Source organism: Vagococcus coleopterorum (assembly GCF_011303955.1).
Classification (GTDB): Bacteria; Bacillota; Bacilli; order Lactobacillales; family Vagococcaceae; genus Vagococcus_D; species Vagococcus_D coleopterorum.
In genome coordinates, this window is sequence record NZ_CP049886.1 from 600,713 (window position 1) to 627,667 (window position 26,955).

Sequence of the window (26,955 nt, forward strand, 5' to 3'; positions counted from 1 at the left end):
CTTTTTTAGTAAGTATTTTTATCTAAGTTAAAGGCTTTAATCATTTTTTTAGAAGCTTTTTTATTAGATACTTTCTCTTTAAAAGTCGCCTGCACAATTAAACGTTGATTTCCTGTTTCATCACAAGTGACTAATGTTAATTGCGTCTTATCTGGTTGATCTTCGATGAGATCAACACGAGTAGGTTCGACATATTCTTTATAATCAATTTCATATTCGTAAATATATTCAAGGTCAGTTAAATAAATTACTTGACCTAATTCAACTTTAGTTAATGGTCCGAATAATAAGTCAGCTTCTAACATATGATGGCTAGCCAAAGCGTAATTTCCTTCTCCCATTTTTTGCTCAGGTTTCATTGTGCCAGCGCCAACGATCAAGGAATAATTAGAAACACCTTTAAAAATAGGTAGATTTAATTTTACATCAGGAACAGCAATGCCACCTAAGACGTAAAGCTGATCTTGATAGAGTTTAGACTTCACAACGCTTTGAAAGTCTAATGATTTCACGGCATCAAAATCAAAAGTAGCATCTTTCCCTTGGTTATTTTTGATAGCATCTAAATTGGTATTAGCAACATTATATTGAGTAGTCATGTTTTTGACAATCCAATTTTTGATAGGCCCGTTGAAGACTAAAACTAAGCCGATAAGCAATAAAAGTGTCAGTAAAAGGTTGCTAAACCAGCTTCCTTTTTTTTTTGTTTTTTAAATGTTTTTGAGATCTTGATGACATTAAAAGAGCTCCTTTTCATTGTTTAATACAGTCATATTAACATAAAAAAAGCTGATTTCAAAAAAAGAGAATTCTTTACGTGTGAAATGTTACAAACGTATGTCTTGAAAATCCAAAATAAGGTCAGAATGTAATCTAATTTTAAATTTACAGCCCCCAATTTTATAACAAAATGATGTAGAATAGATTGTATGATGTTGTGGAAGGAGGAAAGTTTATGTCAGCAGATTTTATATACCTACATTTAGATACGATTAGCAATTCGCTATTTGCTCGTGGTTTGTCAGTTGAAGACTTTTCTTCTTCCTTACCGGAAGTACCTGCGCAAATATTATTATTGGACGCAAACGAAACCGAAGGGGAATACGAACCTCATACTGGGTTGCGCGTGATACGTGGGAAAACGGAAGTAACACGCTATTTTTTCCAAAAATCAAAACAACGTGATGCTCAAATGAAATGGTTAGATTTTAAAGATGTTGATTTGTTGCAACAGTTAACTTCTATGGAAATTGCTGAATTGTTGTATTTTGGACATATGATGACGCAATTAAGGTCGCCTTTCTTCTATAAACTACAAAATAAATATGTTTATTTTGAAAAACCAGGCGATATTACAAAAGTTTATTACCGTCATATGGAAGATTTTTATCGTTTAATGAGTCATAAAATTACCAATGTGGTTTACAATAAAGTGAATCGTCGTAAAAGTTTGTTTAAAGCTTCTTCTGAGGTGTCACCGATTGATCCAGAAGCAATGAAAGCGATGAAACTTGCCTTTCAAGAAGGTGTTATTTTTGATACTCGTCAAACATATTTGATTGATGATTTGTATCGTATTCCTTTATATGTAGGTGATGATCGAGTGAAAGCTATTGCCCCTCGACATTTAAAAGAAGAAAACCGAGTAGGGGAAATTATTTATAACTTTGCTGAAGATAGTTGGCAAATCGATATTTTGGACCCATGGTTAGCAACTAAAATAAAACAAGCCTAGGATGACTTAGGCTTTTTTTTATTTCATAAAATTGGTATACTATAGGCTAAGATATTTATCTTGAGGAGGAAACACAGATGAAAATTATCGCTTTATACGGTGGAAAAAGCGCAGAACATGACATTTCAGTTCTTTCAACGTTTTCGATGTTAAAATCTTTTTATTATGATTATTATAATGTGCAATTGGTTTATATTTCTAAATCAGGTGAATGGTTCAAGGGACCGTTACTGACAGCAGCGCCAGCGACACAAGAGGAATTGTATTTAACAGCAGAGACAGGGGAACTAATTCCAACGGGAGCTATTAAAGAAGAGGATGCCATTGTTTTCCCAATCTTACATGGACCGAATGGTGAAGATGGTACAATTCAAGGATTACTTGAAGTTTTAGATATGCCGTATGTTGGGGCGGGAGTCTTAGCTAGTGCGTGTGGAATGGATAAAATTATGAGTAAGTATATCTTGCAACAGCAAGATATCCCACAAGTGCCCTATGCACCGGTATCTAAAATGTTGTGGCAAGAAAATGCTGAAGCTGTTTTTGAACAGTGTGAAGGAACATTGGTGTACCCGATGTTTGTTAAACCAGCTAATATGGGTTCAAGTGTGGGTGTTAGTAAAGCAACGAACCGCGAAGAATTAGCAGCAGCTATTCAAGAAGCCTTTAAATATGACCAACGAGTAGTGGTTGAACAAGGAATTGAAGCACGTGAAATTGAGATTGCTGTTTTAGGTAACGAAGAAGTCCGTACAACATTAGCTGGTGAAGTTGTTAAAACGGTTGATTTCTATGACTACGAATCTAAATATTTAGATAATAGTGCAACGTTACAAATTCCAGCAGATATTCCAGCAGAAGTTCATGAGAAAGCTCGTGAATATGCTAAAAAAGCTTATTTAGCATTTGATGGTAGTGGATTGACAAGATGTGATTTCTTCTTAACAAGTAACAATGATTTATTCTTAAATGAAGTGAACACTATGCCAGGTTTCACACCGTTTAGTATGTACCCCTTGCTATGGGAAAACATGGGAATTAAATATGGTGATTTGATTGAAGAATTAATTCAACTTGGTTTAATGAGACACAAACAACGCGCTAACTTATCGCTAGATCACGCGTAAATACTGACAGAAGCTGAGCTTTCGAGTTCGGCTTTTCTTTTATAAAGGATGGTAGACAAAATGAAATTTAAAATTAAAGAAATTGCTGAACTTGTTCAAGCTAAAAATGATTGGTCTAAATGGGCGGATGTCGAGATAAGTAGTGTTGAATTTGATAATCGTAAAGTTAGCGAAGGGTCATTGTTTATCCCGCTTCAAGGTGGCGCTCGTGATGGACATGATTTTGTCGAAGGTGCTTTTGAAAGCCATGCTACAGCAAGTTTATGGGCAGAAAATGTTGGGTCGGAGCCAAAAGATAAACCTGTCTTAGTAGTTTCAGACACCCTGCAAGCTTTTCAAGAAATTGCTAAATATTATTTAGCAAAAGTTGGTGCAAAAGTTGTTGGTGTAACTGGGAGTAATGGTAAAACAACGACAAAAGATATGTTGGATGGTGTGTTGTCACAAGGCTTCAAAACGCACAAGACGCAAGGGAACTATAATAATGAAATAGGCCTACCATATACAATCTTGCAAATGGCTACGGATACAGAAGTGGTTGTTTTAGAAATGGGTATGACAGGCTTTGGTGAAATCGAGGAATTAAGCTTGTTGACAACGCCAGATGTAGCAGCTATCACGATGATAGGTGAATCTCACCTTGAGTTTTTAGGTACGCGTCAAGGGATCGCAAAAGCTAAAATGGAAATCACGGCAGGTTTGAAACAAGAGGGTCTATTAGTTGCGCCAGGCTTTGAACCGTTGTTAGCAGATCTATTAACTGCAACAACACAGCAAGTCATGACATTTGGCTTAACTGATACATGTGATGTAGTCGGCACGATTATTTCTGAAAATCGAACAAATACAGTCTTTAAAACGAATAAGACGGCAGAAGTTGAATTGCAAATTCCAGTCTTAGGAAGTTATAACGTTAGCAATGCTTTGATTGCTGTTTCCGTTGGGACGTACTTTGATCTAACAATTGAGCAAATTGTTCGCGGTTTAGCATCGATGAATCTGACACAAAGTAGAACAGAATGGTTAATTGCTAAAAATGGTGCCGCTGTTTTAAGTGATGTTTATAATGCTAATCCAACAGCCATGAGCTTAGTATTAGATACGGTATCGGAGTTGCCTGTAGAGGGTAAAAAAATTGCCGTTTTAGCAGACATGGGTGAATTAGGACCGGACTGGGAAGTGCTGCACAAAGGAATGGCTGATCACTTAGACCCGAATAGGATTTCAGAAGTCTATTTATTTGGACCGATGATGAAAAGTTTAGCAACATCGCTAAAAGAAATTTACCCTTCAGACAGAATGCACCACTATGATTTAGCAGATAAAGAGCAGCTAGCTCTTGATTTAGAAATGAATTTAAAATCGGACGACATGGTTGTTTTAAAAGGTAGTAATAGTATGAAACTTATTGAAATCGTTGAAAGAATTACTGAAAAGTAGAATTCGGTTTTCATTGTAAAGGTCTTGTTACCGTGTTATACTAGTTCAGATGTGGACATGTACGGACGACGCGATACAAGCTCTGCGTCTTGCAATATAAGAGATGAAGACCAAGAAATTGGAAAAGACATTAGGAGGATATCATTTGAAATTTGAAGAATTAGGACTACAACCTGAATTACTAGCCGCTATTCAACGTGCCGGCTTTGAAGAGGCAACACCTGTACAAGGGGGAACTATCCCAATCGCCTTAACTGGTCAAGACGTTATCGGCCAAGCACAAACAGGTACTGGTAAAACTGCAGCTTTTGGTTTACCAATGTTACAAAAAATTGACCCAAGCAAACGCGTGGTTCAAGGATTAGTGATTGCGCCAACTCGTGAGTTAGCAATCCAAACACAAGAAGAATTATTCCGTCTAGGAAAAGATAAAAAAATCCGCGTTCAAGCGGTTTATGGTGGAGCGGATATCGGTCGTCAAATTCGTGGACTAAAAGATGGGGCTCATATTGTTGTGGGTACACCTGGTCGTTTAATCGATCATATTAATCGTAAAACGTTGAAACTTGAAACAGTTGAAACATTAGTATTAGATGAAGCAGATGAAATGTTAAACATGGGATTCTTAGAAGATATTGAATCAATTATTTCTAAAGTGCCGGCTGCAAGACAAACATTATTATTCTCTGCAACAATGCCAGATGCTATCAAACGTATTGGTGTTAAATTTATGAATAATCCAGAACACGTAGCAATCAAGAACAAAGAAATGACTGCGAACTTAATTGACCAATATTATGTACGTTGTAAAGATTTCGAAAAATTCGATATTATGACACGTTTATTAGATGTTCAGTCACCAGAATTAACTATCGTATTCGGACGTACAAAACGTCGTGTTGATGAATTAGCACGTGGTTTAGAGTTGCGTGGTTATAAAGCTGAGGGAATCCATGGTGATTTATCTCAACAAAAACGTATGAGCGTATTGCGCGCATTCAAAGGTGGTCAACTAGACATCTTGGTAGCGACAGACGTTGCTGCACGTGGTTTAGATATTTCTGGCGTGACTCACGTTTATAACTACGATATTCCTCAAGATCCAGAAAGTTACGTTCACCGTATTGGACGTACTGGTCGTGCTGGTAAAGAAGGTTTATCTGTGACTTTTGTTACACCAAATGAAATGAGTTACTTAAACGTAATTGAAAACTTAACGAAGAAAAAAATGACACCATTACGTCCGCCTTCACAAAAAGAAGCGATGACGAGCCAAATTGGGGCTGCGGTTGAAACGATTGAAAGCGAATTTGAAGATGCTAATTTAGAGGACTATTCAGCTGCAACAGCTGACTTAGTAGCTAAATATTCAGCTGAAGAGTTAGCAGCGATGTTGATTAAGTCAGTTGCCAAAGAAAGTTCATCAGAAGTTCCAGTTAAAATCACTCCGGAACGTCCATTACCTGGAGGTAAAGGACGTGGTGGAAACCGTGGCGGCGGAAGTCGTGGCGGAAATCGTGGTGGCGGAGGCTACCGTGGCGGAAATCGCAATGGTGGTGGAAACCGTGGTGGACGTGGCGAACGTAGTGATCGTAACGATCGCGGAGGTCGTGGTAACAGCGAAGGCCGCAACAATGATCGTCGCCGTAGTTTTGATAAAAAAGATGGTAAACCAAGTCAAAGCCGTCGTTCAGAATCTCGTCGTTCAGAGTCTGAAAATACTGGTAAATCTAAAGGTGGAAAACGTGATTTCGTTATCCGCACAGGGAATAAATAATTATTAAGTGGCTAGGAGTGTTCACTCCTGCCGCTTTTTTGTATAATGGAGGAAAGAAGTGGGAGGTGTGAGAAATGATTAAGGGAATAGGTGTAGATTTAGTTGAGAAGTCACGAATGAAGGAAATTGTAGAAAATAAACCTGCATTTGTAAAGCGTGTTTTGACAGAGAATGAGCAAATGGTTTTTGCAAGTCTGAAAGGACATCGTCAAGTTGAATTTTTAGCAGGTCGATTTGCCTGTAAAGAAGCGTATCTTAAGGCGATTGGCACAGGGTTAGGTCCGGTGTCATTTCAAGAAATTGAAATTCTTACTTTAGACAGTGGACAACCAATTGTTACAAAACCTGAAAATGAAGGTAAAGTTTTTGTGTCTATCTCTCACACAGTAGATACTGCGATTGGTCAAATTGTGATTGAAGCATAAAAAAATAAGCTACCCGCGGGTAGCTTATTTTATTTTTCTAATAGCGGGTTCTTCAACAACCTGATCTTCTGACAAATTGCTTTTCTTTTTATTCAAAAAGCTAATTTTAACGATTGATTTTGTTTGAATCATACGGATACCACCATCTTGTTCCTCATTTAGAATGATGAGGTCGGGATTATTTGGATGTGGTTTGATATAACCATATGTTGTTTCGAAAGTTGGGTTAGGTTCAATACCATTTGTTAATTGTAGGACCACAAATGATTGTTGTTGGTAAGCAAGTTCAATTTGTTTTAAAATTTCTTGATGTTTTTGTTTGGCTTTAAAGTCATCGTCTAAAAAAGCGGCTAAAAGATTTTGAGAAGAAGCTGTTAATTTCTTGGCTAATTGTTTTAAACCGTTTACGGGATTCTCTTTTACCATCATCACACCTCCAAAATTTAATCTAAACCCATTATACAGAATGTTCGCATTTCTAGTCAACAGAGGAGAGGCTCAATATTAGAGGAGGGTGAGATTCCTGTGGTATAATTAAAGGACAATTTATGAGGAGCGTTGACATGAAATTAGTTAGACTAACAACATATAATATTATTGAATTGACAACTAAGGTAAGTAGATTTAAACAATTATTACCTTTTTATAGTAATCAAGGAAAAGCGCGAAGTGTTTTTTTGAATGACCTTAGTGATAAGAGTAATCAAACTGTGGCCATTGTATCAGCTGAGGAGATTTTGGCATTAATCAGTTTTGAAGATAGAGGCACAATTTTTTATGTCACAAACTTTTTATTGAAAGATGGCCAGTTAACAAATAAAAAAGGTTTGGGTTTTTGGTTGAATTGGTTAGAAAAAACTAGCAAATTAGCTGACTATAAAGAAAACCAAATTGAATTGTCACTATATGATCAAAGTGTTATCAACAAGCTAAATGACTTGGGTTATGAAGAAGTAGACGGGCAAAGTTCATTTACTATTCTTTCAAAAAAATTAAGTTATCATACGGCTCTTATTTTAGCGGGTGGTGGGGCACGTGGGGCTTATCAAATTGGTGTTTGGAAAGCGTTGAGAGAGTTGGGGGTTGAATTTGATTTAATATGTGGCACATCAGTTGGCGCTTTAAATGGAGCGTTGATTGCGCAAGGTGAGTATGATGTGGCTGAGAATATGTGGAGTCAAATTGATACTGGTAAAATTTTGAGTTATCCAGGGTTAGAAAAAAGTGCTAATTATACGATGCAACAAAGCTTGAAGGATGTCCAAAATCTAGTGATGTCAGCTGCTAATTCGCAAGGGGTTAGTACAGAACCTTTGCGTGAAATGATTCATGACATGCTAGATGAAGAAAAAATGCACCAACAACCAAAAGATTTGTTTTTATGTACAACTCAATTGCCTAATTTTAAGGAAACAGTTATTTCGTTAAAAGAAACTGCTAAAGGTGAATTTGGCCAGTGGCTATTAGCATCATCTTCTTTTTTTCCGGCAATGGAAGCAGCAAAAATCAATGGGGGATTATATGTTGATGGTGGGTATCGCAATAATATACCTCTAGACGTTGCGTTAAACAATGGTGCAACAGAAGGGATTATTGTTAATGTTAAAGGACCAGGGATGACCAAGAATACAACAGTTCCTGATAATTTTCCGTTACGCACAATTGAAAGTAATTGGAATTTAGGGACGGTTCTATTGTTTGATGGTGCGCGATCGGAATTTAATATTCAATTAGGTTATTTAGAAACCTTGAAAAGTTACGGTAAATATATTGGACATTGGTACACGTTAGCTCATGAAATAACAGATTCTGAAGTTAAAGAGTGGCAAGCTAAATGCCGAGAAGCGATGTTGGAATCAGCTGATTTGTTAAATAATGTAGGAGACAAAGAAATTAAATCGTTAGTCTCGAAAATACGTAACTTATACAATGACCGGATGACAGAAGAACTATCAGGCTTATACCTTTTAGAGTATGTCGCAAAACAATTGGAAGTCAGTCCAATAAAGATCTATACGCTTCCTAAATTAGTAGCAGAAGTGAAGGCTAAGCTAGATGAAGGTTGGAATGCTGAGGAACGTGACCATGAGAGCATGTTGTTGTCGGTAAACGAATGGTTGCAACGGTTTGCTGAAGAAACAACCTTACCTACAGAAAAGCAGCAGATTGCAAGTTTAGCAGAGCTTCTTAAAAAAGATCAGGCGCCTGGATTTTTTGATGCGCTATGGCCAATTGCGCCACGTGTATACTTAGCGGCGCGCTTGGTTAATTACTTATCTGAAGAAGGAAAGGATGAGAAGAATGAGTCAAGAATTTAGTTATGAAATTGTTGAAGAAATTGCAGTATTGTCTGAGAATAATAAAGGTTGGACAAAGGAATTTAATCTCATTAGTTGGAACGGACGTCCACCTAAATTTGACCTGCGAGATTGGGCGCCAGGGCGTGAAAAAATGGCTAAAGGAATTACTTTGAGTAATGAGGAGTTTACAGCTTTGAAAAAAGCTTTGGAAGAGATGTAGTATTGACTTGTATAAAGAATTAAAATAACTAAAAGGCTCGTTTGTCGTAGGGTTTTGTGTTAAAATAAGAAAAAGCAATTTTCTTGTGAAAGGAACGACGAAATGACTGAAAGAGGCCTATTGATAGTTTTATCTGGACCGTCCGGTGTAGGTAAAGGAACTGTCCGCAAAGCAATATTTGAGACCGAAGGAAATGATTTTGAATATTCAATCTCAATGACAACACGCCAAATGCGTGAAGGAGAAGTTGAGGGGGAAGATTATTTCTTCCGTACTCGCGAAGAATTTGAGGAGTTAATTGCAGCAGGACAGATGTTGGAATATGCTGAGTATGCAGGTAACTATTACGGTACGCCTTTAGAGTATGTCAATCAAACCCTTGATCAAGGCAAAGATGTCTTTCTGGAAATCGAAGTTCAAGGTGCGATGAAGGTGAAAGAAAAAGCTCCTGATGGTGTCTATATTTTCTTAACGCCACCTGATCTATCAGAATTGAAATCACGTATTGTTGGTCGTGGGACAGATGAAATGTCAGTTATTGAACAACGTATGGAAATTGCAGTTTCTGAAATCGAAATGATGAGCCATTACGATTATGCAGTTGTGAACGATGAGGTTCCTCTTGCAGTTAAACGAATAAAAGATATAATACATAGTGAGCACTTACGTGTTGATCGTGTAATTCACCGTTATATTAAAATGATAAAGGAGCTGTAACCAATATGATGCTTAAACCGTCAATTGATTCATTATTAGAAAAAGTAAATTCAAAATATTCATTAGTTATTTTGGCAAGTAAACGTGCCCACGAATTAGAGGCAGGAGCGACACCGATGACTGAAGAGTTTGAATCTGTTAAACACGTTGGACAAGCTTTAGAGGAAATTGAAGCTGGCGATGTAATTGTTGATCCAAATCCAGAATTAAAGCGTGAGCTTTTAAAACGCAAAGAAGAAGAGCGTAAAGCAATCGCTGAACATGAACAAGCTGAATTAGAAGCGCGCATTCGCATGGAACAACCTATTCAATAATTATCTAAAAGATTAGCTCTTAGCTAATCTTTTTTCTTTTTTAATAATCTGTGAACTTCTTTAAAGAAGGGCAAGAAAACAAGACAAAACCGCCTTTTTTTAGTAAAATAAGAGAGTTAGAGTAACCTGTCGAGAATGGAGGAGTAAGATGATTTATGTTGCAGAAGTAATCGTTGATGTACCAAGCATGCAAACGGATAATGCCTATAGTTATCTTATTCCTGATTCGTTAGGTGATGAGGTCAAAGTAGGCATGCGTGTTGAGGTTCCTTTCGGTAAAGGTAATCGTCATGTTCAAGGTTTTGTTTTAGGGACGCATTATTATCAAAGTTTAGCTGAGTTGGATAATCATGATATGAAAGAAATTGTATCGGTATTGGACTTAGCACCTGTTTTAAATGATGAGATGTTAGCGTTGGCAGATGAAATGGCAAAGTCAACGTTCGCGTTTAAAATCACTTGCCTACAAACGATGCTACCAAGCGTGATGCGCGCCTCGTATGAAAAGTTTTTAGTGAAAAAATCAGAATTGCCAGCAGATATCGAATTACAACTTTTTGCTGGTCGTCATGAAGTCAATTGGGATGAAGCGGTAGCCAGTGACTTTTTCCCTCGTTTGATGGGTCTTCGTCAGAAAGAAAGTATTGATGTCCGCTATGAAGTGAAAAAACGAAACCGAAGTAAAGTCATTCAAGGTTTTCAAGGGAAATTAGGCGTGGAAGAGTATCACGAAGCGCAAAAAGGGTTACGCAAAGGGTCTACTCAAAAAGAAAATCTATTATTATTCCTACAAGATAGTCCTGCGGATAAAGTTTGGTCAATCAAAGAAGTAGAAGAAGAATTTGGGATTAGTCGTAATACGGTTAAAGCAGGAGAAAAAAGTGGTTGGTTGGAGATTGTAGAGATTGAATTACAACGTGATCCGTATGCAGACCGCATTTTTGAAGCGGATTACCATAAACAATTAAATGATGAACAGCAATCCGCATTCAATCAAATCACTGCCTCTATGGCAAGTGAATCGCATGATACGTTCTTATTACAAGGTGTAACCGGTAGTGGTAAAACAGAAGTTTACTTACAAGTTATTGCGGAAGCATTGGAGCAAGGCCAAAGTGCAATCATGCTAGTGCCTGAAATTTCATTAACGCCTCAAACAGTCAATCGTTTCAAACGTCGCTTTGGTGATGAAGTAGCTGTTTTACACAGTGGCTTATCAACTGGAGAGAAGTATGATGAATGGCGTAAAATCGAACGTAAAGAAGCGCGTGTCGTAGTAGGTGCCCGTTCGGCGATTTTTGCTCCCTTAGAAAATTTAGGTGTCATTGTTATCGATGAGGAACATGAATCTAGCTATAAGCAAGATGAATCACCTCGTTATCACGCCAGAGATTTAGCACAGTGGCGGGCTGAGAAACATCAATGTCCTGTTGTATTAGGGAGTGCTACCCCTTGTTTAGAATCAAGAGCGCGTGCGCAAAAAGGTGTTTACCAATGGCTACAATTAAATCAACGGGCAGTAAGTGCAGCGCAATTACCTAGTGTATCAGTTGTTGATTTGAGAGTAGAAGCGGCAAAAGGTCAGATGCAATCCTTTTCTGAAACCTTGCTGACTAAGATTCAAGATCGTTTAGATAAAAATGAACAAAGTGTTTTGATGTTAAATCGACGTGGGTATTCTTCCTTCGTGATGTGTCGTGATTGTGGTTTTGTCTTGCCTTGTCAAAATTGTGATATTTCCCTAACACTCCATATGGATAGCAAAAAAATGAAATGTCATTATTGCGGTCATGAAGAAGGCATTCCCAATGTTTGTCCAAGTTGTAACGGTCATAAGATTCGGTATTTTGGAACAGGTACACAAAAAGTTGAAGAAGAATTAAAAGAACTCTTCCCAGAAGCTCGTATTTTGAGAATGGACGTGGATACGACCAGACGTAAAGGTGCGCATGAAAAATTGTTAGAACAATTTGGGAATCACGAAGCAGATATTCTGTTAGGAACACAAATGATTGCCAAAGGCTTAGATTTTCCAGAAGTCACATTAGTCGGGGTATTAAATGCAGATACAGCATTAAACTTGCCTGATTTTCGTTCAGCGGAAAAAACCTTTCAATTACTAACACAAGTTAGTGGACGTGCAGGACGTGCCGAAAAAGCAGGTGAAGTGGTGATTCAAACGTTTAATCCGGATCATTATGCCATTCAGTATGCCCAAGAGCAAAACTATGAAGGGTTTTATAAAAGAGAAATGGTGACTCGTCATCAAGGAAATTATCCACCATTTTTTTATACAGTCCAAATTGTCGCTAGCCATGAAGATGAAAATATGGCTGCCAAGAAAATGTATCAGATTGTTTTAGAGTTACAAAAAGTGTTAAGTCCAAATAGTATTATTTTAGGACCAACACCAAAAACGGTGGCACGAGTTAATAATCGTTACTTTTATCAAGTTGTCTTGAAATACAAACAAGAACCTGCCTTAAATGAGGCATTACGAAAAATATTAAATGACAGTCAATTAGATATTCGTCAAGGGTTGAAAATTACTATTGATGTTGAACCGCAACAATTTATTTAACTAAAAAAGAAATGAGTGAATCCTATGCCATACCCAATAGTTCTTTATCCTAATAAAATTTTAGAAACACCGACGAAAGAAGTTGTTGAAATTACAGATGAACTGATTGAAATGTTGGATGGGATGAGAGAAACGATGATTGCTCATGACGGCATTGGTATTGCAGCTCCGCAAATTGGTCAAAGTTTACGAGTTGCCTTGGTTGAAATTGATGAAGAATCAGGTTTGTTTGAGATGATTAATCCGAAAATTATCAAAGCAAAAGGAAAAGACATTGATGTTGAGGGTTGCTTAAGTTTTCCAGAGGTTTATGGAACGGTAGAACGTGCCAAAGAAATTATTGTTCGTTATTTCGATCGTGAAGGTGAAGAGTATGAAGTGACAGCAACAGAATATTTCGCGCGTGCCATTCAACATGAATTAGAACACTTAGATGGTAAATTGTTTACCGATAAAATTATTGATAAAATTGCACCAGAAGATTTAGATGCTTACATGGAGGAGAGATTAAATGACTAAAATAGTTTTTATGGGAACACCAGGTTTTTCAGCGCCTATCTTAGATGGGTTGATTGAAGAAGGTTATGATGTGGTCGCCGTAGTGACTCAACCAGATCGTCCAGTGGGGCGTAAACGTCTATTAACTCCGACGCCAGTCAAAGCAAGAGCGCTTGTTCATGGCTTGGATGTTTTACAGCCGGAAAAAATTTCAGGTTCCCCAGAAATGGAACGGGTGATAGCTTTAGAACCAGATTTGATCGTAACGGCAGCATTTGGTCAGTTTTTACCGGAAAAATTATTGCAAGCGCCAAAACATGGGGCGATTAATGTCCATGCCTCTTTGCTACCTAAATATCGTGGTGGAGCACCAGTTCATTATTCGATTATTGATGGGCAACCGGAAACGGGTGTGACGATTATGGAAATGATTAAAAAAATGGATGCTGGCGATATTATTAGTCAAGAAGCGATTACTATTACGGATGAAGATAATGTTGGGACGATGTTTGATAAATTGAGTGATTTAGGTCGAAAATTATTAATTAAAACATTGCCTGGTTATTTGGCTGGATCGATTGAAACAAAAGGTCAAGATGAAGAAGAGGTGACTTTCTCTCCGAATATCACTCGTGAAGAAGAAGCAATTGACTGGAATAAGAACGCGACAGCAGTTTGGAATCAAGTTCGCGGGATGAATCCTTGGCCGGTTGCCCATACCGTTTTTGAAGAGGCTCGCTGGAAGTTGTTTGAGGTTGAAGTCTTACCAGAAGAAAAGACAACTGAAATGCCGGGAACAATTATTAAAATAGACAAGAAAAACTTATGGATTGCTTGTGGTGAAGGGACCGTTTTAGCGGTGAAAGAAATTCAACCGGCTGGCAAGGGGAAATTGTCGGTAACAGAGTTCTTAAATGGATCAGGCAAATCAATCGAGATGGGACAAGTGGTAGGACATGGCTAAAAAAATTCCAGTAAAAATTAAACACAGTGCTCGCTTTGCGGCGATGAATGCATTAGTTAAAGTAGCGAATCGCCAAGCGTATTCGAATTTATTAATTAACCAAATTTTAAATGAATCACAATTAAGTGAAAAAGATGGTCGTTTGATGACGGAAATTGTTTATGGAACGATTAGTCGCCGTTTAACTTTGGAGTATGGTTTAGCCCCGTTTATTGCTAAAGCTAAAAAAGTTGAACCATGGGTCTATCAATTGTTACTGTTATCTCTTTATCAATTAGAATATTTAGACCGCGTGCCTGAACACGCGATTGTTGATGAAGCGGTTGAAATCGCTAAAGCGCGTGGCAATATTGGTGCTAGTCGATTTGTGAATGGTGTTTTAAGAACAATTCAACGGGAAGGTGTGCCAAGTCCGGAGTTGATTAAGGACCCAGTAGAACGTCTATCAGTTGAAATCAGCATGCCTAAATGGTTAGTGGAACAGTTTATTTCTGAAATTGGCTTTGAAGAAACTAAAAAATTAGGGCAGTCATTATTTACGCCAAGTAAGGTTAGTGCGCGTGTTAATACAGATTTAACGACGAGAGAACTGGTACTAACGGAACTTTCTGATGATGGTTTAGAAGTAGTGGCTAGTGATTTATCACCAGTTGGAGTCGTTGGTAAAAAAGGGTTCCTAGCAGGCAGTTGGTTATCTAAAGAAGGACAATTAACCGTTCAAGACGAAACCTCAATGCTAGTGGCACCGAGTATGCAAGTAGAAGCGCACCATCAAGTATTAGATGCTTGTGCTGCTCCAGGGGGCAAAACAACGCATATTGCAAACTACATTGATGTTTTAGAAGGTGGAAAGATTACTGCCTTAGATATTCACGAACACAAAGTAAAATTGATTATGGATAACGCTGAACGTTTGCAGGTATCCGAAAGAATCGAAGCTCATGTCTTAGATGCCCGCAAAGTTTCGGAGAAATTTGAAGATGAAACATTTGACCGTATTTTAGCGGATGTCCCGTGTTCGGGGTTAGGGTTATTGCGACGTAAACCAGATATTAAATATAGTAAACAAGCCAGTGATTTTGCTAACTTACCAAAAATTCAACTAGAAATCCTATCAAGTTTAGCACCGAAATTAAAACAATCGGGTATAATGACATATAGCACATGTACGGTGTCGCAAGCTGAAAATCAACAAGTGATTGCTGCGTTCTTAGAAGAACATCCTGAGTTTGAAGCGATTGATGTTAAAGGTGCTGAGTCATTACAACAAAATGAACCATTTCCAAGTGTGACAATTTATCCCCATGATTATCAAACAGATGGCTTTTTCATCTGTTGTTTAAAACGTAAATAATAAGTCAGTTCATAAACGAGGTGAAAGCATGAAAATACAATTTATAACAGATGTTGGCAGACGTCGCCGCACCAATCAAGACAGCGCAGGTTTTTGCGAAAATAAAGCGGGGGTTACTTTAGCTCTTGTAGCCGATGGTATGGGTGGTCACCAAGCCGGTGATATCGCTAGCAGTATGCTGATTGAAACGTTAGTTGCTGCTTGGAAGTCTAGCGAACTAAAAGAAACGACAAAAATTACTTCTTGGTTGAAAGAGACGATTCAAGCCGCAAATGAAGCAATCCATAAAAAGGGTCAAGAAAATGAAGAGATGGCTGGTATGGGGACAACTCTAGTAGCTGTCGTTGTATTGCCAGGTGAATGTCTAGTAGCGCACGTTGGAGACAGTCGTGTTTATTTACTGCGCGAACAAGGGATTAACCAGTTAACAGAGGATCATTCATTGGTTCATGAACTAGTGAAGTCTGGTGAAATAACGGAAGAAATGGCGGCTAACCATCCTCGTCGTAATGTTTTAACACGTTCGGTTGGAGGACAAAGTACAGTTGAGGTAGATGTTACGACTTTGGTACTTGAAAATGGCGATACATTATTATTGTGTTCAGATGGTTTAACCAATATGGTGGCAAATGATGACATTTTAGCGATTGTTGAAACAAAAGAAGATGTCGATGAAGCGTTACATGAATTAGTGAATCACGCTAATGAGGCGGGTGGGGCAGATAATATTACTGCTTTATTAATGAAAATAAGTGATGTCAAGGAGGTGCTAACGCATGGTTAAAGTGGGACATAAAATAAATGATCGTTATAAAGTGATTGGTAATGTTGGTAGTGGTGGTATGGCCAATGTTTTCTTAGCAGAAGATTTAATTTTAGAACGCGAAGTAGCTGTGAAGATGTTACGTTTTGACTTCCAAAATGACCAAATCGCAATTCGTCGTTTCCAAAGAGAAGCGTTAGCCGCCTCTGAATTAGTTCATCCGAATATTGTAGGCGTTTATGATGTTGGTGAAGAAGATGGCATGCAATATTTAGTAATGGAATATGTCAAAGGGACAGATTTGAAACAGTATATTAAAAAGAATCATCCGTTATCGATTGAAACGGTCGTGCGTATTATGGAGCAAGTTTTATCAGGAGTCTCGTTAGCCCATAAACACCACATCATCCATCGTGATTTAAAACCACAAAACATTTTAATGGACGAAGCAGGTAATGTTAAAATTGCCGATTTTGGGATTGCGGTTGCTTTAAGTGAGACATCGTTAACTCAAACTAACACGTTATTGGGATCAGTTCACTATTTATCACCAGAACAAGCACGTGGTGGAATGGCAACGCGTCAATCAGATATTTACGCGTTAGGTATTATTTTGTATGAATTATTAACTGGTCGCGTGCCATTTGATGGTGAATCTGCCGTATCAATTGCACTGAAGCATTTCCAAAGTGAAGTGCCATCTGTACGTGCCATGAATGTTTCAATTCCTCAAGCGCTTGAAAATGTTATATTGCATGCAGCAGCGAAAGATCCAAAAGATCGATATTTAACTGCCAACGATATGGAATTGGACATTTCGACTGCTTTGGATTCTGCAAGAAGAGATGAACCAGTTTTTGTTCCGAAACACTTATCTATGGATGAAACGAAAGTTCTAAGCCCGATTACGGAAAGTGATATTCCAGAATCTTTTAGACATATGTCCGCTGAAAAAGAAGAAAAAGTAGTGACCTCTAAAAAAACACCAGTTGTTGAAGAGGAAGAAGAGCCAAAGAAAAAACGTAAATGGCCTTGGATTTTATTATTATTGATTTTGGCGGGTGTTGGCCTAGGGTATCTTGGTTTATCCGGAAATAAACCCATCAAAATGCCGGATTTAAAAGACAAAACAGTGTCTGAAGCAAGACGTGAGTTGACGGCACTGGGATTAAAAGTCGACGAGGATATTGTGGAAGTCCCAGATGAAGAAATTGAGGCTGGAAACGTTGTTCGCACAATTCCAAAAGCTGGTGTTGAAGTAAAAAAAGGTCGTGAGATTAAACTTTATATTAGTAGTGGAACAAAGAAAATCATGTTAAAAGATTACGAAAATAAAAAGTATGATGACGTTTATGAAGAGCTAATTGCATTAGGTTTTGGAGATAAGCAAATAGTTAAGAAAAAAGAAGGATCAGAAGATGTTGAAGAAGGTTACATCATTTCTCAGTCACCTAAAGATGGGAAAGAAGTTGATCCATCAGAAGATGAAATTGAATTAGTCGTGAGTACCGGAAGTGAATTAGTTAAATTAGATGATTACGTTGGTATGAGCTATGAAGCAGCCTATGATCAGTTGATTGCCCTAGGATTTTCTGGTAGTCAGATTTTAAGAAATGATGAGACCTCTGATGAGGTGGAAGCTGGTGTTGTAATGAAGTCAACGCCAGGTTCCCAAGCAAGTGTGAACCCGAATAAAGATACAGTTGAGTTGACTGTTAGTAAGGGTGCTAAAAGTTTCGGTTTAAGAAACATGGAAGGTTACACTAAAGCACAAGCTCATAAATACTTAGAAGACAAAGGTTTAATAGCTAAAGAAGCGCCATCTGAGTATTCAGATACCGTACCATTTGGTAGTGTCATTTCTCACACGCCAGATGGTGGAACAGAACTTTACAAAGGTGACTCGGTTACCTTAGTTATTTCTAAGGGACCAGAACCTAAAGAAGAGACAGAGGCTACAGAGAAAGAAGAAGCACTGGATACAGAAGTTAATCCATTTGGATAAAATAAAAAGCAGCTTATCGCTAGATAAGCTGCTTTTTGCGTTGATATGACTTGAAAAATCAGGTGATATTAAGTAGAGTGAAGAGAGAAGGATTGTGGAGGTGCGATTTGCAAAAAGGCCAGATTAGAAAAGCGTTAAGCGGTTTTTACTATATTTATTCAGAAGGTGAAACTTATCAAACGAGAGGACGAGGGAATTTGCGTAATCGCAAAATCACTCCCTTGGTTGGAGATTGGGTAGAATTTGAGAGCGACAACTTAATAGAAGGTTACTTGTTGGATGTTTTGCCACGAGATAATCAATTAGTCCGCCCAGCAGTTGCCAATGTTGATCAAGGCGTTATTGTAATGAGCTGTGTGGAACCTAATTATTCGTTAAATCTTTTGGATCGTTTTTTAGTAACGTTAGAGTATGAGCAGATTAAACCATTAATCTACTTTACTAAGGTCGATCTCTTGGATGATGCAGCGTATCAAGAGGTACGACAAGTGAAAGCAGTCTATGAGAAAATTGGCTACCAAGTGTTCTTGCCAAATCAAACATCAAACGACCAAGCAATTAAAGAATTAGTAGAGCTTTTCGAAGGGAAGTTAACGGTCTTTATGGGCCAAACAGGTGCAGGGAAATCAACCCTACTTAATAATATTTCGCCGGAATTAGCCTTGAAGACTGGAGAAATTTCAAGTTCACTAGGGCGTGGTCGTCATACGACACGTCATGTGGAGTTGATCCCATTGAATGGTGGTCTAGTAGGTGATACGCCAGGGTTTAGTGCAATTGATTTTACAGAGATTGAAAATACCGAATTAACGGCACAATTTCCTGAAATTTTAAAAGCATCTGAAGGCTGTAAGTTTCGAGAGTGTTTGCATATCCATGAGCCAAAATGCCAGGTTAAGTTAGAGCTAGAGAATGGAACCGTTGAAGAAAGTCGTTATAAGAATTATTGTCAGTTTTTATCAGAGATTGAAAATCGTAAGCCGGTTTATGGAAAAAACAAAAAATAATAACCAACGAGGAGAATGAACATGAAGATAGCCCCATCAATTTTAAGTGCAGATTTTGCGAATTTAGAGCGTGATGTTAAGTTAGTTGAAGCAGGCGGAGCAGATTATATCCATGTAGACGTTATGGATGGTCAGTTTGTGCCAAACATTACCTTAGGCCCAAATATCGTGTCGGCGTTACGCCCAGTGACACAATTACCGTTAGATGTGCACTTGATGATTACGGAACCTGAACGTTATGTTGAGAATTTTGCAAAAGCGGGTGCCGATATTATTGTGGTTCATCAAGAGAGTACGAATCACTTGCACCGCGTTTTACAAATGATTAAAAATGCAGGCGTGAAATCGGGAGTTGTTATCAATCCAGCAACGCCAGTTTCAGCGATTAAAGAAGTGCTTGAAATGGTTGATTTAGTTCTTGTGATGACGGTTAATCCAGGTTTCGGAGGTCAAGCCTTTATTCCGTCATGTTTAGCTAAAATTGAAGAGTTAAGTGAATTGCGTCAAACAAATGGCTATGCATATGAAATTGAAGTAGATGGTGGCATTGTTCCAGAAACGGCAACATTGTGTGCCCAAGCTGGAGCAGATGTCTTTGTAGCGGGATCATATGTTTATAATTCAGAAGATCCGAATGGACAAATTGCATTAATTCGTAAAGCGATTGAGTCATAATATGATGAAGCAGATTATTATTGTAGCGGGTGGATCACCTAAATATTGGCCAGAAATGTCTAGTTATAAAAAGAATGAAACATTTTGGGTTGGTGTCGACCGGGGTGCGTGGTTTTTACTGGAAAATGGTATCACACCGGATTATGCTGTTGGAGATTTTGATTCTTTGTCGGTGGAAGAGTTTAAAACCATTTCTGAAGTAGTTTCGGAAGTGGTAAAAGCACCGAGAGAAAAAGATGAGACAGATACACAACTTGGTTTGAAAATAGCGATGTCTGAATGTGATGATTGCCCTATTATTTTAATTGGTGCAACAGGTGGTCGCATGGATCATTTAATGGCAAATTTTTGGTTGATGTTGGAGCCGCGTTTTCAAGAAATTAGCCAACGGTTTATGATAAAAGACAATCAGAATAGCATTACGTTTTATCAGTCGGGGAGTCACGTTGTTGAAAAAGAAGGAGATAAAGATTATTTAGGTTTCCTTTGTGTGACGCCGGTAGCTGATTTGACGCTTAGAGGAGTTAAGTACCCGCTGAATAATTATCAAGCGGCGTATCCGATTAGTTTTGCAAGTAATGAATTTATTGAAGGTTACGCTAATTTTGAGTTTTCTTCAGGCGTGGTCGTAGTTGTTCAAAGTAAAGACAAATAAAAAAAGCGTCGCAAGATATCTTGCGACGCTTTTTTAGTGTTTAATTAGAATTATACACGTTCAACTTTACCTGATTTTAAAGCACGAGTTGATACCCAAACTTTTTTAGGTTTACCATCTACTAAGATTCTAACTTTTTGTAGGTTAGGTTTCCAAGTACGTTTTGATGCGTTCATTGCGTGAGAGCGTGAGTTACCACTTCTAGACTTACGTCCAGTAATATAACATTCTTTTGCCATGATATTGGCCTCCTTTACACTGGAATTCAAACAGATCTCTGCTGTTCATACTAGAATAATTTACCATAGAAATAGTGTCATTGCAAGATGTTTTTCAGTGTGGGAGGAATAAAAGTCTGCTACGTGAAATAACTGGTGAAAACTATGAGAATGTTCCAAAAAGGTCAAATAAACTTTCAAAAAACCCCTTGCTATGATAAAATAATAGAAGAAAATGAGCAAACTAGCTCAAAGGAGGCATTAACTATGGCTGTTAAAATAAAAACACAAGCAGGCACTATCGAAATTAGTAATGAGGTTATTGCTACAGTAGTTGGCGGAGCAGCAACAGATATCTATGGTATCGTGGGTATGGCTAGTAAAAACCAAATCAAAGATAACTTAAATGATATTTTACGCAAAGAAAACTATTCTCGTGGCGTCGTAGTTCGTCAAGAAGAAAACGGCGTTGGAATTGACGTCTACACAATTGTAAGTTATGGTACTAAAATATCAGAAGTTAGTCGTAACGTTCAAGAAAGTGTGAAATATAACCTAGAAACAATGCTAGGCGTTACTGCAAACTCAGTAAATGTACTTGTACAAGGTGTACGTGTCCTACCGGAATAAGCTTTGTCTGGTAGTCATTCTAAGGAGGATAATTAAGTGAAAGTTACAGCAATAACAAGTGATCAGTTTCAGCAAATGGTTCAAGCTGGTTCAGATCGATTAGATAAAAATGCAGAATATGTTAACCAATTAAATGTATTCCCTGTGCCCGATGGTGATACAGGTACTAATATGAATTTATCAATGACAAGTGGTGCTGAAGCAGTTGCTTCTAGCTTGTCTGAAAATGTGGGCGAATTAGCTCAAGTTTTATCAAAAGGATTATTGATGGGAGCTCGTGGTAACTCAGGAGTTATCTTATCGCAATTATTCCGTGGATTCTCAAAAGAAATCCCTGAAGTAAAAGACTTAACAGCGAAAGAATTAGCTGCTGCTTTTACTAATGGTGTAGAAACTGCTTATAAAGCAGTGATGAAGCCAGTTGAAGGAACAATCTTAACAGTTGCTCGTCTTGCAGCAGTTGCCGGTGAAGAAAAAGCTTTAGAAACTGATGACTGTGTTGAAGTTATGCAAGCAGTTGTTGACGGTGGACAAGTTGCTTTAGATGGTACGCCAGATTTATTACCTGTTTTAAAAGAAGTTGGCGTAGTTGATAGTGGTGGACAAGGTCTATTATTTATCTATGAAGGCTTCTTAGAAGTTTTATCTGGAAAAGTTGTTGAGAAAGTCTATCAACCAAACCCAGCTCAAATGACTGATATGGTTAATGCTGAACATCACCGTAGTGTGGCTGGACACGTGGCAACTGAAGATATTACCTTTGGTTATTGTACAGAAATCATGGTTAAAATTGGTGAAGGCGAAACCGTTGATAGCGAATTTGATTATGATACATTCCGTAACTACTTAAACGAATTAGGTGATTCATTGTTAGTTGTTGCTGATGATGAGATTATCAAAGTACACGTTCATACTGAAACCCCTGGTGAAGTCATGAACTATGGTCAAAAATTTGGTTCATTAGTTAAAATCAAAGTTGATAACATGCGTTTACAACATGATACGATTTTAGAAAATGAAAAAAATGATACGCCAAAAGAAAAAGCACCAGCGAAACCTTACGGCATTATTGCAATTGCTGCAGGTAAAGGTGTTCAAGAATTATTCACAAGCATGGGAGCGAACCACATTATTAGTGGTGGACAAACAATGAACCCAAGTACTGAAGATATTCTGAAAGCAATCGAAGAAGTGAATGCTGAAAAAGTCATCATTTTACCAAATAATAAAAATATCTTCATGGCTGCAGATGCGGCTGCTGAAGTTAGTGAAATTCCAGTAGCAGTTGTTCCTGCGAAAACAATCTCACAAGGTATGACAGCAATGTTAGGCTTCAATGATCAAATGTCTCTTGAAGAAAATAAAGAAGCAATGATCAACATGTTAGATGAAGTGAAGAGTGGTCAAGTAACAACGGCTGTGCGTGACACTAACATTGATGGTATTGAAATTAAAGAAAATCATTTCATCGGAATGCTTGAAGGAAAAATCGTTGTTTGCCAACCTGAGTTAGCAGCAACAGCTATTTCAACATTAGAAAAAATGATTGATGAAGACAGTGAAATCGTGACGATCATCATTGGTGAAGATGGTAATCAAGAAGAAGCAGAAGCTTTAGAAGCAGCTGTTTTAAATATTGATAGTGATCTTGAAGTTGAGATTCACCAAGGGGACCAACCGGTTTACCCTTACTTATTCTCAGTAGAATAAAAAATCTGAAAAGGCCAAACTTGACGTTTGGCTTTTTTGTTTTGTTTTTAAAAGAGTGATACAATAAGTTTCGAAATGATGACAGACTGATAAAGGAAATGTGGCAATAATGGAAGAAAAAAATCGTGGAAAGAAACATGTAGCCTTTCCAAGGTATCAACAAGTTGCGTTGGAAATAGCAGAACGAATTGTTGAAAATCGTTATAAATTTGGAGAAAAAATTCACGCTCGTTCAACCCTTGCAAGTAATTTTAATGTTTCACCTGAAACAGCTCGTAAAGCAATTAATGTGCTGGTTGATTTGGATATCATGGAAGTTCGCCATGGTAGCGGTTCTTACGTTGCCTCGCGTGAAAATGCTCAGCGCTTTGTAGAAAAATATAAACATGTTCAATCAGTACAAGAAGTGAAAAAGGATATTTTAGAAAGTGTTACTCGACAAAAAGAAGAATTAAATCATTTTTCAGAGCTATTGAATGATCTAGTAAGTCAAACTAGTAAGGTCCATCATATGTTACCGTTTGCTCCTTATGAGTTAATTATTACTTCAGAGGCGGTTCAAGTAGAAAAAAGTATTGTAGAATTGAATATTTGGCAAGAAACAGGAGCAACGATTGTTGCCATTCAAACGGGGTCAGAACTTCTAGTTTCACCCGGACCATATGCTAAAATCAAAGAAAATGATACGATTTATTTTGTGGGTGATGAAAGCGCCTTACAACGCATGACTAGTTACTTCTATCCGAATAACTAATGTAAAAACAAGACTTATAGCGGTTTCTATGAGTCTTTTTCTTTTGACACAAGTGACCATACGATGTTACGGTTGTATGGTCACTTTGGTTTATTAGAAAACCAGAAGTAAGTTTTAAAAGGGGTGTTAGTTTGAGTAAGGTACAAGTGGAGAACCTAACGAAAGTGTTTGGTAAAAAAAGTCAACAAGCACTAGCAATGGTTAAAGAAAACAAAAGCAAAGATGAGATTATGGATGCGACTGGTGCAACCGTGGGAGTGTATGATGCCAGCTTCGAAGTGGAAGAAGGAGAAATATTTGTTATCATGGGCCTTTCAGGAAGTGGTAAATCAACACTGATTAGACTACTGAATCGATTAATTGAACCGTCATCAGGCCACATCTACATTGATGGTGAAGATGTTTCTAAAATGAATAAAGATCTTCTGCGTGATGTGCGTCGTCATAAAATCAATATGGTATTTCAAAACTTTGGTTTATTTCCCCACAGAACGATTTTGGAAAATACCGAATATGGCTTAGAAGTTCGTGATGTTCCTAAAGCGGAGCGAACTGCTAAGGCGGAGAAAGCGCTAGATAATTCAGGATTACTATCGTTTAAAAATCAATATCCTGATCAATTATCAGGGGGAATGCAACAACGAGTTGGTTTGGCGCGTGCTCTAGCTAACGATCCAGAAATTTTATTAATGGATGAAGCATTTTCTGCATTGGATCCTTTGATTCGTCGTGAAATGCAAGATGAATTGATTGAGTTACAAGCAAAAGTTCAAAAAACAATTATCTTTATTACGCATGATTTAAATGAGGCTTTAAGAATAGGTGACCGGATTGCCTTAATGAAAGATGGTCAAATCATGCAAATTGGAACAGGGGAAGAAATCTTAACAAATCCTGCTAATGAATTTGTTCGTGAATTTGTTGAAGATGTCGATCGTTCTAAAGTATTGACTGCTCAAAATATTATGGTACCGGCTTTAACGACGAATGTTGAAATTGATGGTCCGAATGTCGCGTTACAAAGAATGCGTAAAGAAGAAGTGAGTATGCTCTTAGCGGTTGACCGTAAGCGTAAATTAAAAGGTAGTTTGACGGCAGAATCAGCACGTGATGCTAGAAAAAATAATTTGACGATTAAAGAAGTTATTGATAAAAATGTTCAAAAAGTTCATCCGGATACACTAATAACGGACATGTTTGATTTGATTTATGATTCACCCACGCCTTTAGCGGTAGTAGATGATGAAGATCGTTTGATTGGAGTAGTCATCAGAGGTAGTGTTATTGGTGCGTTGACTGATACAGATCATGATGCTGAAGTGTCAGTAGAGGAAGTGGGAGGTGTTGCAAATGCTTAATATTTTACAATCACCTATTCCAGTTGCAGAATGGGTTACCACTGCAACCGATTGGTTAACGAATACCTTTTCAGGTTTATTTTCTGTTTTACAAAAATCTGGCCAATGGGTAATGGAGCTTATGACTAATTCATTGCTCTTTGTTCCGCCTTTAGTGATGATTGCTCTTTTAACGATTATTGCCTATGTAATTTCTAAACGTAAAATAGGATTAACTAGTTTTACACTATTGGGCTTATTGTTTATTTATAACCAAGGTTTATGGTCTGAGCTAATGAGTACTGTAACCTTAGTGATTATCTCAAGTTTAGTTTCAATTATAATTGGGGTGCCATTGGGTGTCTTAATGGCAAAAAGTAATAAAGCGCAAAGTATTATTACGCCGATTTTAGATTTCATGCAAACAATGCCAGGTTTTGTCTATTTGATTCCGGCAGTTGCATTCTTTGGAATCGGGATGGTACCAGGTGTTTTTGCATCAGTGATTTTTGCTTTACCTCCAACAGTCAGAATGACAAATCTGGGGATCAGACAAGTGCCAACTGAACTAGTTGAAGCGTCAGATTCTTTTGGTAGCACGGGTAAACAAAAATTGTTTAAGTTAGAATTGCCACTTGCTAAAAGTACAATTTTGGCAGGGATTAACCAAACTATCATGTTAGCGTTATCGATGGTTGTTATTGCATCGATGATAGGAGCTCCTGGCTTAGGTCAAGGCGTCCTTTCGGCTGTACAACGTTCACAAGTCGGCAGCGGTTTTGTAAATGGTTTAGCGCTCGTTATATTGGCTATTATTATGGATCGCTTTACGCAACACTTAAATCCAAAAGAACGACGTACAACAAGTGAAACAGCTAGTAAGAAAAAGAAAATGTTGACGCGGTTGTTAACATTAGTTGCTCTTTTAGCTATTGGTGGAGCGGCACTATCATCTTTTGTAGGTAAAAAAAATCAGGAAGTGACGTTGGCTTACGTTGAATGGGATACCGAAATTGCCTCAACAACGGTTGTGTCTGAAGTATTAAAAGACATGGGATATGATGTGAAAATGACTCCACTTGATAGTGCGATTATGTGGGAGGCTGTTGCTAACGGAGAAGCCGATGGGATGGTAGCTGCTTGGTTGCCGGGCACACATGGTTCTCAATATGATAAGTTTAAGGATAAGTTAGATGATTTAGGACCTAACTTGGATGGCGGTGCCCGTTTAGGTTTAGTGGTTCCAAGTTACATGGCTGTTAACTCAATCGACGAGTTAACAACTGAAGGTAAACAGCAAGTTGTTGGAATAGAACCTGGTGCCGGTGTGGTAGCAGCAGCTGAAGAGACAATGGCTGAATATGCTAATTTATCAGACTGGAATCTAGTGTCATCTTCAAATGGGGCGATGACAACGGAATTAGCGAAAGCAATCAAAAATAAAGAAGAAATTGTCATTACCGGATGGTCTCCACATTGGATGTTTTCTAGATATGATTTGAAATATTTAGAAGATCCTAAAGGAACTATGGGTGGCGATGAAAGTATTAAGACGATGGTCCGTAAAGGATTAGAAAAAGATCGTCCAGAAGTGTACCAAGTACTAGATAATTTTAATTGGGAGTTAGCTGATATTGAATCGGTTATGCTTGCTATTGAAAAGGGTGAAAAGCCAGCAGATGCTGCTCGTCACTGGATAGACAATCATCAAGAACTTGTTGAGAGTTGGAAAAAAGCTTAGTCATTTGA

General features: G+C 37.9%; 26 protein-coding genes. 23 read left to right on the forward strand and 3 right to left on the reverse strand.

What is annotated here, in order from left to right; genetic code table 11:
- Nucleotides 1-5: 5 nt before the first annotated feature.
- Complete coding sequence (locus G7081_RS03105) at nt 6-599, reverse strand: class A sortase (protein ID WP_166007294.1); 594 nt, start codon at nt 597-599, stop codon at nt 6-8.
- A 356-nt stretch (nt 600-955) separates the two neighbouring features.
- On the opposite strand from G7081_RS03105, the gene G7081_RS03110 reads away from it, so the two are divergent.
- The 5 genes from G7081_RS03110 to acpS all read left to right on the forward strand — a co-directional run bounded on the left by G7081_RS03110 (nt 956) and on the right by acpS (nt 6,504).
- The gene (locus G7081_RS03110; protein WP_166007296.1) at nt 956-1,735 is read left to right on the forward strand and encodes a hypothetical protein; all 780 of its coding nucleotides are present in this window, start codon (nt 956-958) and stop codon (nt 1,733-1,735) included.
- A gap of 77 nt (nt 1,736-1,812) precedes the next feature.
- A complete protein-coding gene (locus G7081_RS03115; protein WP_166007298.1) occupies nt 1,813-2,862 on the forward strand; it encodes a D-alanine--D-alanine ligase in 1,050 nt (349 codons plus the stop codon).
- Between the two features lie 60 nt (nt 2,863-2,922).
- Entirely contained in the window at nt 2,923-4,302 is a 1,380-nt protein-coding gene (locus G7081_RS03120) for a UDP-N-acetylmuramoyl-tripeptide--D-alanyl-D-alanine ligase (RefSeq protein ID WP_166007299.1), read from the forward strand.
- Between the two features lie 145 nt (nt 4,303-4,447).
- On the forward strand, nt 4,448-6,079 hold the full coding sequence (gene cshA / locus G7081_RS03125; protein WP_166007301.1) for a degradosome RNA helicase CshA: 1,632 nt from the start codon (nt 4,448-4,450) through the stop codon (nt 6,077-6,079).
- Between the two features lie 74 nt (nt 6,080-6,153).
- Nucleotides 6,154-6,504 carry a holo-ACP synthase gene (gene acpS / locus G7081_RS03130; RefSeq protein ID WP_166007303.1) on the forward strand — a complete coding sequence of 117 codons (351 nt, stop codon included), beginning with the start codon at nt 6,154-6,156 and terminating at the stop codon, nt 6,502-6,504.
- Between the two features lie 24 nt (nt 6,505-6,528).
- Here the strand turns inward: acpS and G7081_RS03135 are convergent, their stop codons facing one another.
- A complete protein-coding gene (locus tag G7081_RS03135; protein ID WP_238786658.1) occupies nt 6,529-6,933 on the reverse strand; it encodes a hypothetical protein in 405 nt (134 codons plus the stop codon).
- A 134-nt stretch (nt 6,934-7,067) separates the two neighbouring features.
- Between G7081_RS03135 and G7081_RS03140 the strand changes: the two genes are divergently transcribed.
- From G7081_RS03140 to G7081_RS03200, 13 genes are all read left to right on the forward strand, one after another.
- Nucleotides 7,068-8,822 carry a patatin-like phospholipase family protein gene (locus G7081_RS03140; protein WP_166007307.1) on the forward strand — a complete coding sequence of 585 codons (1,755 nt, stop codon included), beginning with the start codon at nt 7,068-7,070 and terminating at the stop codon, nt 8,820-8,822.
- Nucleotides 8,806-9,024 carry a YdbC family protein gene (locus G7081_RS03145; RefSeq protein ID WP_166007309.1) on the forward strand — a complete coding sequence of 73 codons (219 nt, stop codon included), beginning with the start codon at nt 8,806-8,808 and terminating at the stop codon, nt 9,022-9,024. Before G7081_RS03140 ends, G7081_RS03145 begins: the two co-directional genes overlap by 17 nt.
- 102 nt (nt 9,025-9,126) lie before the next feature.
- Complete coding sequence (gene gmk / locus G7081_RS03150; RefSeq protein ID WP_166007311.1) at nt 9,127-9,741, forward strand: guanylate kinase; 615 nt, start codon at nt 9,127-9,129, stop codon at nt 9,739-9,741.
- A gap of 5 nt (nt 9,742-9,746) precedes the next feature.
- Entirely contained in the window at nt 9,747-10,055 is a 309-nt protein-coding gene (gene rpoZ, locus G7081_RS03155; RefSeq protein WP_166007313.1) for a DNA-directed RNA polymerase subunit omega, read from the forward strand.
- A 148-nt stretch (nt 10,056-10,203) separates the two neighbouring features.
- The gene (gene priA / locus G7081_RS03160) at nt 10,204-12,636 is read left to right on the forward strand and encodes a primosomal protein N' (protein ID WP_166007315.1); all 2,433 of its coding nucleotides are present in this window, start codon (nt 10,204-10,206) and stop codon (nt 12,634-12,636) included.
- Nucleotides 12,637-12,660: 24 nt separating this feature from the next.
- Nucleotides 12,661-13,155, forward strand: coding sequence for a peptide deformylase (def, locus tag G7081_RS03165; RefSeq protein WP_166007317.1), 495 nt, complete (start codon nt 12,661-12,663; stop codon nt 13,153-13,155).
- Nucleotides 13,148-14,098 carry a methionyl-tRNA formyltransferase gene (gene fmt / locus G7081_RS03170; RefSeq protein ID WP_166007320.1) on the forward strand — a complete coding sequence of 317 codons (951 nt, stop codon included), beginning with the start codon at nt 13,148-13,150 and terminating at the stop codon, nt 14,096-14,098. The genes def and fmt overlap by 8 nt, the downstream gene beginning before the upstream one ends.
- Nucleotides 14,091-15,452, forward strand: coding sequence for a 16S rRNA (cytosine(967)-C(5))-methyltransferase RsmB (gene rsmB, locus G7081_RS03175; protein WP_166007323.1), 1,362 nt, complete (start codon nt 14,091-14,093; stop codon nt 15,450-15,452). The genes fmt and rsmB overlap by 8 nt, the downstream gene beginning before the upstream one ends.
- 28 nt (nt 15,453-15,480) lie before the next feature.
- The gene (locus tag G7081_RS03180) at nt 15,481-16,236 is read left to right on the forward strand and encodes a Stp1/IreP family PP2C-type Ser/Thr phosphatase (RefSeq protein WP_166007326.1); all 756 of its coding nucleotides are present in this window, start codon (nt 15,481-15,483) and stop codon (nt 16,234-16,236) included.
- A complete protein-coding gene (gene pknB / locus G7081_RS03185; protein ID WP_166007328.1) occupies nt 16,229-18,220 on the forward strand; it encodes a Stk1 family PASTA domain-containing Ser/Thr kinase in 1,992 nt (663 codons plus the stop codon). Before G7081_RS03180 ends, pknB begins: the two co-directional genes overlap by 8 nt.
- A 107-nt stretch (nt 18,221-18,327) precedes the next feature.
- Complete coding sequence (gene rsgA, locus G7081_RS03190) at nt 18,328-19,227, forward strand: ribosome small subunit-dependent GTPase A (RefSeq protein WP_166007330.1); 900 nt, start codon at nt 18,328-18,330, stop codon at nt 19,225-19,227.
- A gap of 21 nt (nt 19,228-19,248) precedes the next feature.
- Nucleotides 19,249-19,902 (forward strand): ribulose-phosphate 3-epimerase, encoded by a 654-nt coding sequence (rpe, locus tag G7081_RS03195; RefSeq protein WP_166007332.1) that lies wholly within the window; start codon nt 19,249-19,251, stop codon nt 19,900-19,902.
- A 1-nt stretch (nt 19,903) separates the two neighbouring features.
- A complete protein-coding gene (locus G7081_RS03200; protein WP_238786659.1) occupies nt 19,904-20,557 on the forward strand; it encodes a thiamine diphosphokinase in 654 nt (217 codons plus the stop codon).
- A 50-nt stretch (nt 20,558-20,607) separates the two neighbouring features.
- On the opposite strand, the gene rpmB is transcribed toward G7081_RS03200, so the two are convergent.
- Nucleotides 20,608-20,796 (reverse strand): 50S ribosomal protein L28, encoded by a 189-nt coding sequence (gene rpmB / locus G7081_RS03205; protein WP_166007336.1) that lies wholly within the window; start codon nt 20,794-20,796, stop codon nt 20,608-20,610.
- A gap of 246 nt (nt 20,797-21,042) precedes the next feature.
- On the opposite strand from rpmB, the gene G7081_RS03210 reads away from it, so the two are divergent.
- The 5 genes from G7081_RS03210 (at nt 21,043) to G7081_RS03230 (ending at nt 26,947) form a co-directional block, all read left to right on the forward strand.
- Complete coding sequence (locus G7081_RS03210) at nt 21,043-21,405, forward strand: Asp23/Gls24 family envelope stress response protein (protein WP_166007338.1); 363 nt, start codon at nt 21,043-21,045, stop codon at nt 21,403-21,405.
- Nucleotides 21,406-21,441: 36 nt separating this feature from the next.
- On the forward strand, nt 21,442-23,115 hold the full coding sequence (locus G7081_RS03215) for a DAK2 domain-containing protein (protein WP_166007340.1): 1,674 nt from the start codon (nt 21,442-21,444) through the stop codon (nt 23,113-23,115).
- A 109-nt stretch (nt 23,116-23,224) separates the two neighbouring features.
- On the forward strand, nt 23,225-23,869 hold the full coding sequence (locus tag G7081_RS03220) for a GntR family transcriptional regulator (protein WP_166007342.1): 645 nt from the start codon (nt 23,225-23,227) through the stop codon (nt 23,867-23,869).
- Nucleotides 23,870-24,000: 131 nt separating this feature from the next.
- On the forward strand, nt 24,001-25,227 hold the full coding sequence (locus tag G7081_RS03225) for a quaternary amine ABC transporter ATP-binding protein (protein WP_166007344.1): 1,227 nt from the start codon (nt 24,001-24,003) through the stop codon (nt 25,225-25,227).
- Nucleotides 25,220-26,947 (forward strand): ABC transporter permease/substrate binding protein, encoded by a 1,728-nt coding sequence (locus tag G7081_RS03230; protein ID WP_166007346.1) that lies wholly within the window; start codon nt 25,220-25,222, stop codon nt 26,945-26,947. The genes G7081_RS03225 and G7081_RS03230 overlap by 8 nt, the downstream gene beginning before the upstream one ends.
- The last annotated feature ends 8 nt before the right edge of the window (nt 26,948-26,955 follow it).

Bases quoted from the DNA above. Each gene is read 5' to 3' on its own strand.
- G7081_RS03105 (WP_166007294.1), bottom strand. From the start codon at position 599: ATGACTACTCAATATAATGTTGCTAATACCAATTTAGATGCTATCAAA.
- G7081_RS03110 (WP_166007296.1), top strand. From the start codon at position 956: ATGTCAGCAGATTTTATATACCTACATTTAGATACGATTAGCAATTCG.
- G7081_RS03115 (WP_166007298.1), top strand. From the start codon at position 1,813: ATGAAAATTATCGCTTTATACGGTGGAAAAAGCGCAGAACATGACATT.
- G7081_RS03120 (WP_166007299.1), top strand. From the start codon at position 2,923: ATGAAATTTAAAATTAAAGAAATTGCTGAACTTGTTCAAGCTAAAAAT.
- acpS (WP_166007303.1), top strand. From the start codon at position 6,154: ATGATTAAGGGAATAGGTGTAGATTTAGTTGAGAAGTCACGAATGAAG.
- G7081_RS03135 (WP_238786658.1), bottom strand. From the start codon at position 6,933: ATGATGGTAAAAGAGAATCCCGTAAACGGTTTAAAACAATTAGCCAAG.
- G7081_RS03140 (WP_166007307.1), top strand. From the start codon at position 7,068: ATGAAATTAGTTAGACTAACAACATATAATATTATTGAATTGACAACT.
- G7081_RS03145 (WP_166007309.1), top strand. From the start codon at position 8,806: ATGAGTCAAGAATTTAGTTATGAAATTGTTGAAGAAATTGCAGTATTG.
- gmk (WP_166007311.1), top strand. From the start codon at position 9,127: ATGACTGAAAGAGGCCTATTGATAGTTTTATCTGGACCGTCCGGTGTA.
- rpoZ (WP_166007313.1), top strand. From the start codon at position 9,747: ATGATGCTTAAACCGTCAATTGATTCATTATTAGAAAAAGTAAATTCA.
- priA (WP_166007315.1), top strand. From the start codon at position 10,204: ATGATTTATGTTGCAGAAGTAATCGTTGATGTACCAAGCATGCAAACG.
- def (WP_166007317.1), top strand. From the start codon at position 12,661: ATGCCATACCCAATAGTTCTTTATCCTAATAAAATTTTAGAAACACCG.
- fmt (WP_166007320.1), top strand. From the start codon at position 13,148: ATGACTAAAATAGTTTTTATGGGAACACCAGGTTTTTCAGCGCCTATC.
- rsmB (WP_166007323.1), top strand. From the start codon at position 14,091: ATGGCTAAAAAAATTCCAGTAAAAATTAAACACAGTGCTCGCTTTGCG.
- G7081_RS03180 (WP_166007326.1), top strand. From the start codon at position 15,481: ATGAAAATACAATTTATAACAGATGTTGGCAGACGTCGCCGCACCAAT.
- pknB (WP_166007328.1), top strand. From the start codon at position 16,229: ATGGTTAAAGTGGGACATAAAATAAATGATCGTTATAAAGTGATTGGT.
- rpe (WP_166007332.1), top strand. From the start codon at position 19,249: ATGAAGATAGCCCCATCAATTTTAAGTGCAGATTTTGCGAATTTAGAG.
- G7081_RS03200 (WP_238786659.1), top strand. From the start codon at position 19,904: ATGATGAAGCAGATTATTATTGTAGCGGGTGGATCACCTAAATATTGG.
- rpmB (WP_166007336.1), bottom strand. From the start codon at position 20,796: ATGGCAAAAGAATGTTATATTACTGGACGTAAGTCTAGAAGTGGTAAC.
- G7081_RS03210 (WP_166007338.1), top strand. From the start codon at position 21,043: ATGGCTGTTAAAATAAAAACACAAGCAGGCACTATCGAAATTAGTAAT.
- G7081_RS03220 (WP_166007342.1), top strand. From the start codon at position 23,225: ATGGAAGAAAAAAATCGTGGAAAGAAACATGTAGCCTTTCCAAGGTAT.
- G7081_RS03230 (WP_166007346.1), top strand. From the start codon at position 25,220: ATGCTTAATATTTTACAATCACCTATTCCAGTTGCAGAATGGGTTACC.